Source organism: Marinobacter sp. (assembly GCF_014859525.1).
Taxonomy (GTDB): domain Bacteria; phylum Pseudomonadota; class Gammaproteobacteria; order Pseudomonadales; family Oleiphilaceae; genus Marinobacter.
On sequence record NZ_JACUUB010000094.1, the window covers coordinates 1 to 8282 of the forward strand.

Here is an 8282-nt window from a genome sequence, read left to right on the forward strand (position 1 = left end):
GCTAAAGACTTTGGTCGGCGGGCAATTCCCGCCGTGTGTGTTAGTATTTCTGACAGTAGAGTGTCCTATTAAAATCATGACGTGGGGTTATTGTGATTAAAGCCGTCATCAGCGGAACCGGCCTGTATACGCCGCCCGCCATCATAGAGAACGAACAACTGGTTGAAGCCTTCAATCAGTACGTTGAGCTGCACAACAATGAACACGCGGAAGAGATAGCCCGCGGAGAGTTGGCAGCACTGCAACCCTCGTCTTCTGCTTTCATTGAGAAAGCCTCCGGTATCAAACGCCGGCATGTTATCGATCGGGATGGCATTCTGGACCCCAAGAGGATGACACCGTACATTCCGGACCGAGATAACGAGGCACCGTCTGTTCAGTGCGAAATGGCCATGGTTGCCTGTAAAGGAGCGCTGGAACAGGCCGGAAAAACCGCCGCCGATGTGGATGCGGTTATTGTGGCTTGCTCCAACCTGCAGCGTGCTTATCCTGCGATTGCCATCGAAGTGCAGGAAGCCATGGGGATAGACGGTTTCGCATACGACATGAACGTGGCCTGCAGTTCGGCTACTTTCGGTATTCAGGCTGCGGTCAATTCCGTCGAAAATGGCGCTGCAAGAGCGGTCTTGGTGGTCAGCCCGGAAATCTGCTCGGGCCACCTGAATTTCTGCGACCGGGACAGCCACTTCATCTTTGGTGACGCCTGCACTGCGATACTGGTGGAGCGAGAGGAAGATGCCCGGCCAGGGCAAGGCTTCGAGATTCTGGGCACGCGCCTGAAAACCAAGTTCTCCAACAACATCCGGAATAATTTCGGCTTTCTGAACCGGGCCGACGAAGCGGGTATCGGGGCACCCGATAAACTGTTTATTCAGCAGGGGCGTAAGGTCTTCAAGGAGGTATCACCCTTGGTGGCTGAGACCATTCAGAGCCATCTTGAATCCCTTGAGCTGACGCCGGATAACCTTATCCGGATGTGGCTGCACCAGGCCAACCTGAACATGAACCAGCTGATTGCGCGCAAGGTTCTGGGCCGTGATGCGACTATCGAAGAAGCTCCGGTCATTCTGGACGAATACGCCAACACCAGTTCTGCCGGGTCTATCATCGCGTTCCACATGCATAAAGATGACCTGAAAGCCGGCGACCTGGGCGTTATCTGCTCATTTGGTGCCGGCTACTCCATCGGTAGTGTCGTTTTGCGCCGCCGGTAATATCGTCTACCTTGCTGCCAGCGCCCTCAGCGTGTCTGGCAGCGGGGTGAGTCAGCTCCTTCAGAAAAGTGGCGCTGGTCTTTATAATCACTGGCCAGTCGGATCTTCAGCGCCGCCCAGTTGCAGTGATGTCAGCCAGATCATTCGCGCCTCTTCAAAGAAGCGAAGAAACAGGTTAAACAACCCAAGAGCGTACAATGAACAAGCTATTATCCCGGTGCCGGTCTTTACTGGCCACCCCGTTGTTACTGGCACTGACGCTTGGTAGCGCCGAGGTCTACGCTCAAAATGTAGAGGAACCGCAACCTGACTATGCGCAGCCTGCCAGTGCGAGTGACCCCTACGAAAGCTGGAACCGAAAGGTGTTTTCGTTCAACGATGCCGTGGATCGCTGGTTTCTGCGCCCGGTGGCGCAAACTTACCGCACCGTTACGCCGGATATTGTTGATCGTGGCGTCACAAATTTTTTCAGCAATCTGACGGAACTGCGCAACTTTACGAACAGCCTGTTGCAGCTGAAAGGTGAGTCGGCGGTGGTGGCGGCCGGCCGGTTCACTTACAACACGGTGTTCGGTTTGGGCGGCATTTTTGACGTTGCTACGGCGTTTGATCTACCTGAGCGACCGGAAGATTTTGGCCAGACGCTTGGCTATTGGGGGGTAGGCTCTGGCCCTTACCTGGTGCTGCCTTTTCTTGGCCCGGCAACCCCGCGCTACTTTACCGGCATGGGCACTGATGGTTTCTTGTTGCCATCTGCCTGGGATCAAGTGAGCAGTCCTGAGACTTACTATTTACGCGGACTTCAGCTGATTGATATGCGTGCCGGCCTGATCCCGGCAGAGCAGTTTATTTCTGGGGACCGGTACACGTTTGTGCGCAATGCCTTCCTGCAGCGGCGTGAATTCCTGATTAACGATGGTAAGATCACCGAAGACCCCTTCGCTGACGAAGACGATTTCATGTTCGACGATTTCTGAGCATTGATGCCGGGAGGCTGCAGGTGATTACGGACCCGAGGATAACCCGATTCCGAAAGCTACTGACGGATGCCCCCAATTACGAACAGTGGAAGGCGGCGGCGCTGGAACTTGATTTTCTGGAATGCAATGCCGAATGGAAAGAGGACTTTGCCTCCGACCTGTATCACTATGAACTGATCTATGATCGGCTCAGCAACCTCAAACAATACCGTCAGCAAAACGATTTTGAGCGCTTGAAGCGGGCACTCAGAGAAGGGCTTCACCACGATCTTGGTAATATGGGAAATCCCGCGCTGTACACTCGCTCCCGCGTTGGCACCAAGCATCTGGTTGAGGAGTACATTACTCAGGTTTGCGAATCTCTCGATTTCCTGTGTGACCACCCCGTACCCGGGTTCCCGGTTTACGACAAGCTCCAGTTCTTTCGTGACACGCTCACCAGTTATGGTCGCCCAGCGTTGTTGTTAAGCGGTGGAGCCAGTCTGGGCATGTTCCATTTTGGCGTGATCAAAGCACTCTGGGAAAAGGGCTTGTTGCCTCAGGTGATTGCGGGTTCCAGTATTGGTGCCATCATTGCCGGGATTCTGGGGGTTCATACCGACGCAGAAATCCCGGAAATGCTCGTGCCAGAGAACCACAACCTGAAAGCCTGGAAGTGGCGTGGCTTGCTGAGCGCCATGCGCGGTGATGGGTTGATGGACCAGGAAACCCTGAAAAACTGCCTCCGTACCAACATTGGTGACGATACCTTTGAAGAGGCCTACCAACGTACCGGGCGGAGCATCAATATCAGTGTTTCGCCAGTGCAGGCGCACCAGAAAGCCCGTCTGCTTAGCGGTTATACGTCACCTTACCTGCAGATCTGGAGTGCTGCTCTGGCCAGCGCGGCAGTACCCGGGATTTTTCCGCCGGTAACACTCATGAAAAAAGACCTGTTCGGCAACTCATTGCCTTACATGCCGAGGCTGAAGTTTGTAGATGGGTCTGTGGTCAGTGATCTGCCGATTGAACGATTGATGCATCTTTACGATGTTAACTTTACCATTGTCAGCCAGACCAACCCCCACGTGGTGCCTTTCCTGAACCAGCGCGGCCAGGATGAAAAACTGTCACTGGCAAACCTTCCCATGCACCTGGTGAAATCGGAAATTCTGTTCCACGGCCAGGGCGTGTTTGATTATCTGAGAAAGCGGGTCAAGCCGGAGCTGTTGCGACAGGTTGCGGGCCAGATGCACACCATCATGGCCCAGCGTTATTCGGGTGACGTGACCATCGCACCTGCCTATTCATTCCGCGACTTCCGTCGTATGCTGTCCAACCCCAGCCCGGAATACGTGCGGGAGATGATTCTGGCGGGTGAGCGAGCAACCTGGTCAAAAGTTTCGATGATTCGTTCCCACGCCAGAATCTCGAAAACACTTGAGCGGTGTGTTCGTCGACTGAAACAACAGAATCGCAAGGCCGCTGAATTACGATTGGTCAGCGGTGCTGACAAGGCTACCCCCTGATCCTGAGGAACCATGTACTACGACTTTTTCGGCTTTAGGGAACCGCCGTTTTCCATCGCACCGGACCCCCGCTATCTGTACTTGAGCGACCGCCACAAAGAGGCCCTGGCGCACCTGATGTATGGCGTGCAGGGGCAGGGTGGCTTTATTGTCATTACCGGTGAGGTCGGTACTGGCAAGACAACCGTGTGCCGATGTTTTATTGAAAATGCCCCGGAACATGTCGATATCGCCCTTATTCTGAACCCGCGCTTATCCGCCCGTGAACTTCTGTCGTCGGTCTGCGATGAGCTTGAAATCGCCCATGGGCCAGAGGCATCCACCAAGCAATTGGTGGATGGCATCAATCAGGATCTGCTTCGGGCCCACGGTGCAGGCCGTCATAAAGTTCTTATCATCGACGAGGCTCAGAACCTCTCCGCCGATGTGCTGGAACAGCTGCGGCTGTTGACCAATCTGGAAACCTCAGAAAAGAAGCTGCTGCAGATCGTTCTGCTGGGCCAGCCGGAGCTCCAGGAGATGCTGGCGTTGCCAGAATTGCGCCAGTTGAATCAGCGAGTCACGGCTCGTTACCATCTGGATGCCATCGATGATGCCGATCTGCCGGCTTACCTCCGTTACCGGTTGAGTGTCGCTGGTTTGCGGGGTGATATTTTTACGCCGGCGGCGATCCGAAAACTGTACAAGCAAAGCCACGGCATTCCGCGCCTGATCAACCTGATCAGTGACCGGGCGCTTCTTGGGGCTTACGCCGAGGGTGAGCACCAGATCACTGCAGATCACATTCGCCACGCGGCCAAAGAAGTGCATGGCCATCGTGGTCCGAATAAATCGGTAGGGCGTTTAGCGATGCCCCGCGCTGGTCACCTTAGCCTGCTGGCGGCCTCGGTAGCGATCGCTTTCGTCGCGGCGGTCTGGCTGCTGCATACGCCCGTCAACAATCAGCTGCTGACAGACGATGTTGATGAAGCTGTGGTTTCCGGTGTTGTTGAGCGGGTTGTAGATGCCGAAGAAGAGGTTTTGCCACCAGCGACTGTTGAGTCAGTGGAACCTGAAGCCCCGGCGTTCGACTTCCAGCAGCATGCACTGGGCCTTTCGGAGGCTTTTGAGGAGTTGTTCGCGATCTGGGGCGAGGCGTATGACGTTGGACAATTTCCGCGGGCCTGTGAGTTTGCCGGGACGGTTCGCCTGGGCTGCCTGGAACGACAGGGCAGTCGGCGCAGTCTGGAGTTTCTGAACCGTCCCGTCATCTTGCAAGTTCGGAACCCTCAGGGTGAGTCTGGATATGTGGTTGTGCGCTCACTGAACGATGAGCAAGCGGTAATCGAGCTGCCGGATGCCACACTTGAGGTGCCCTTTCGACAGCTTGAACAGTACTGGTTTGGTGAGTTTCGACTGCTTTGGCGCACCCCCGAGTACATGAGTGGCGACGGATTTTTTGCAGGCTCCTCCGGCGAGCAGCTTTGGATGGACGCGCGGATGATGCAGCTGGCTGACCAGATCTCTGAATCCAGTGTTGAAAGTGCTCGGGTAAAGCGTCTGACGACCGAGGAACAGGTGCGGTGGTATCAGCAGGCACGTGGCCTGGTGGTCGATGGCATTGCCGGGCCGATGACCATTATTCAGATTAATAACGACCTGGGTACGGATGTTCCCCGGCTGGTAGCGGCCCGGGTGGCCAGTAACGGGTAGGCTATGTCTTATATACTTGATGCGTTGAGACGATCAGAGGCTGAGCGCCGGCAGGGCAAGGCTCCGGATCTGGGCCAGCAGGTCCAGATGGTGTACCGCCCGAAGAAAAAGCCGGTGTCGCCTTTGGTGTGGGTGGTGGTTGCCTTGCTGGTTAATGCGGGGGTAATGGCTTATTTGTTCTGGCCGCCGTCGCTGGCTGAGCCGGATGCGGCAGACGTTGCCCAGCGTGAGACACCCGAGCCAGTCATCGAGCGGCCACCTGTTATTACCGTGCCCGAGGTGGCAGAGCCTGCACCGGCGCCTGCTGAGGAACCGCAGGCTGATGATGAACAGATGAACGAGCCGGTGGCGGTAATCCGCAATGAGGCCCCTTTGGTGATCGTGCCGGACCAGTCAGTGCGAGAAAGAGTATTGACGTCAGCGGATTCTCAGGGCAGGGTGCCGCACCTCGTTGAGTTACCACTTGCGTTTCAAAAGAGTGTTCCTGATTTGACCTTCAACAGCCATATCTACTCGTCCGATCCCGAGGCCAGCCGCGTTATGATCAATAATCACTACCTTCGCCCCGGTGATGCCTTCGGCAATCTGACGGTTGAACGGGTTACTGAAGATGGCGTTGTATTGAGCCAGGGCAGCCAGCATTTCCGTGTCGGTACGGTGCGGGACTGGGTGAGCCCGCGATAATGGCGCTGACGGAGGAGGTTAAACAACAGATTCAGCAAAGCTATCGGGACGTGTTGGCCGGCAAGGATGTTCGTGCCCGATACGGTCAGCGCCTGATGATTGCGGAAATCGCCCGGTACATGGCCGACATTACCGACAACGATGGCCAACGCACCTCACCGCCTGCGACTTGCGTGGTCGAGGCAGGAACCGGTACCGGAAAAACCCTGGCCTATCTGATTGCCGCGATTCCTGTGGCAAAAGCTCTGGGTAAAACCCTGGTTATCTCGACTGCGACGGTGGCGCTGCAAGACCAGATCGTGCTCAAAGATCTGCCCGATTTGCGTAAACACAGCAAACTGGATTTCAACTGGACGCTGGCGAAAGGCCGGGGTCGGTATCTTTGCATGTCGCGCCTGGAATCCAGGTTGCATGAGGAAGGCCACGGTGACAATGAAAGCATGTCATTGTTTTTGCTTGATAACCCGGTAGATGATGAAGCCGCCAGCCGGATCACCTTTGAGAAAATGCTGGCAACCTACGGTTCCCGGGAATGGGATGGCGACCGGGACCATTGGCCAGAACAGATTCCTGATGATATCTGGCGGCAGGTCACCACCGATCATCGCCAGTGCACCAATCGCCACTGCGCCTACTTTGACAGTTGTGCGTTTTTTGATGCCCGCAAGGATCTGGACGACGCCGATGTGGTGGTGGCAAATCATGATCTGGTGCTGGCCGATCTTGCCCTGGGAGGCGGCGCTATCCTGCCCGAGCCAGAGAACGCATTGTTTATCTTTGACGAAGCCCACCATCTTCCGGAAAAAGCGCTTAATCACTTTGCTGCGTCAGTGCCGCTTAATGCCACGCGGCAGTGGCTCAAACAGTTGTCCCAGGCGTTGGTGAAAATGCAGCCTTGGTTGCCGGCAAGCTCTCAGGCGGTCAAAGCCGTTGAGAAAATCAGCACCTCGGGCCGGGATCTGGACATCGCGTTGGGACGGGTTTATGAAGAGGTAGAGCAAAACACTGGCTGGGACTTCAATGAGGAACGGCGCAGTGCCCAATGGCGCTACCCGGATGGTGAGTTGCCAGACGCACTGGCAGAGCTGGCAGCCGACACCCGGATAGTGACGGCCGGACTGGTCAGGCACCTGGGTACCCTTGCGGACGAGCTTCAAAGTGCCTTTGATGAGCGTAAAGACCCAGAGCTTGACCGGGATACGGCAGACGCCTGGTACCCGGTGATAGGTGCCTTTCACAGTCGCGCGGAAGAACAGCTACGCCTGTGGGCCGCCTGGTGTGAGCCCTCCGCGGCCACCCCTCCAGAGGGTGAAGCCGGCACTGCGCCTGCGGTCCGGAAAGGGCCGCCACCGGCGCGGTGGTCGGTGCGCCAGCGCTGGGATCATGCTGAGGATATAGCCTTGTTCAGTTCGCCGGTTCTTGCGGACAATCTTTTATATTCCCGGTTGTGGTCCCGTGCCTATGGGGCGGTGCTGACCAGTGCCACACTGACGGCATTGGGCCGCTTTGACCGCTTGCGGTCCCGGGCGGGACTGCCGGAAGCCAGCCGCTACCTGGTGGTGCCAAGCTCCTTTCGTTACGCTGAAATGGCTACAGTCGAAGTGCCCGCTATGCCGGCCCTGCCCACGGATGACGGTTTTGGTGAGGCGTTGATCAAGCGTTTACCTGATCTTTGGGCCGGTGAAAAAGCCACACTGGTGTTGTTTACCTCTCGTCGCCAGATGCAGCTGGTCAGGGATGCCCTGGCTCCGGACTATCCGGAGCTGATCCTGACCCAGGACGATATGGCCAAGAACGAGGTTCTGCGCCAGCATTGCAGCCGAGTGGATGTCGGCAAGCCCAGTGTGTTGTTTGGCGTGGCGAGCTTTGCGGAAGGCATAGACCTGCCGGGTAAATACCTACACCACGTGGTGATCACCCGTCTGCCATTCTCGGTGCCGGACGACCCGATCGAAGCTAGCCTGGCTGAGTGGGTCACCCAGCGTGGCGGTAACCCGTTTATGGAAATCACCGTGCCTGATGCCTCTATCAAACTGGTTCAGGCTGTGGGTCGTCTGTTGCGTACCGAGCAAGACACTGGGCGGGTAACCATTCTTGACCGCCGCATCGTTTCGCGTCGCTATGGTCAGCTTCTGCTGGACGCCTTGCCGCCGTTTCGACGGATCATCGAATACTGATTGAGCCATGTCGGCGCATAAAAAAAG

General features: G+C 56.4%; 6 protein-coding genes and 1 pseudogene. 6 read left to right on the top strand and 1 reads right to left on the bottom strand.

The genetic code is table 11. The features are described from left to right. Positions 1 to 92: 92 nt before the first annotated feature. The gene (locus tag IBX51_RS13415; protein ID WP_291831790.1) at positions 93 to 1214 is read left to right on the top strand and encodes a beta-ketoacyl-ACP synthase III; all 1122 of its coding nucleotides are present in this window, start codon (positions 93 to 95) and stop codon (positions 1212 to 1214) included. A gap of 40 nt (positions 1215 to 1254) precedes the next feature. Here the strand turns inward: IBX51_RS13415 and IBX51_RS13420 are convergent. After that, positions 1255 to 1358, bottom strand: a pseudogene (locus IBX51_RS13420) (acyl-CoA thioesterase); the annotation flags it as partial. A gap of 53 nt (positions 1359 to 1411) precedes the next feature. Here IBX51_RS13420 and IBX51_RS13425 point away from each other — a divergent pair. From IBX51_RS13425 to dinG, 5 genes are read left to right on the top strand one after another with little or no spacing between them, the layout of a single operon-like run. Then, positions 1412 to 2191 carry a VacJ family lipoprotein gene (locus IBX51_RS13425; protein ID WP_291831791.1) on the top strand — a complete coding sequence of 260 codons (780 nt, stop codon included), beginning with the start codon at positions 1412 to 1414 and terminating at the stop codon, positions 2189 to 2191. A 23-nt stretch (positions 2192 to 2214) separates the two neighbouring features. Next, complete coding sequence (locus IBX51_RS13430; protein ID WP_291831792.1) at positions 2215 to 3702, top strand: DUF3336 domain-containing protein; 1488 nt, start codon at positions 2215 to 2217, stop codon at positions 3700 to 3702. Positions 3703 to 3714: 12 nt separating this feature from the next. After that, positions 3715 to 5394 carry an ExeA family protein gene (locus IBX51_RS13435; RefSeq protein ID WP_291831793.1) on the top strand — a complete coding sequence of 560 codons (1680 nt, stop codon included), beginning with the start codon at positions 3715 to 3717 and terminating at the stop codon, positions 5392 to 5394. Positions 5395 to 5397: 3 nt separating this feature from the next. Continuing rightward, complete coding sequence (locus IBX51_RS13440) at positions 5398 to 6078, top strand: general secretion pathway protein GspB (RefSeq protein WP_291831794.1); 681 nt, start codon at positions 5398 to 5400, stop codon at positions 6076 to 6078. Further along, positions 6078 to 8255, top strand: coding sequence for an ATP-dependent DNA helicase DinG (dinG, locus tag IBX51_RS13445; RefSeq protein ID WP_291831795.1), 2178 nt, complete (start codon positions 6078 to 6080; stop codon positions 8253 to 8255). The genes IBX51_RS13440 and dinG overlap by 1 nt, the downstream gene beginning before the upstream one ends. The last annotated feature ends 27 nt before the right edge of the window (positions 8256 to 8282 follow it).

What these genes read in the sequence shown, in the direction of transcription:
- IBX51_RS13440 (WP_291831794.1), top strand. Translation starts at nt 5,398, where the DNA reads ATGTCTTATATACTTGATGCGTTGAGACGATCAGAGGCTGAGCGCCGG.
- IBX51_RS13435 (WP_291831793.1), top strand. Translation starts at nt 3,715, where the DNA reads ATGTACTACGACTTTTTCGGCTTTAGGGAACCGCCGTTTTCCATCGCA.
- dinG (WP_291831795.1), top strand. Translation starts at nt 6,078, where the DNA reads ATGGCGCTGACGGAGGAGGTTAAACAACAGATTCAGCAAAGCTATCGG.
- IBX51_RS13425 (WP_291831791.1), top strand. Translation starts at nt 1,412, where the DNA reads ATGAACAAGCTATTATCCCGGTGCCGGTCTTTACTGGCCACCCCGTTG.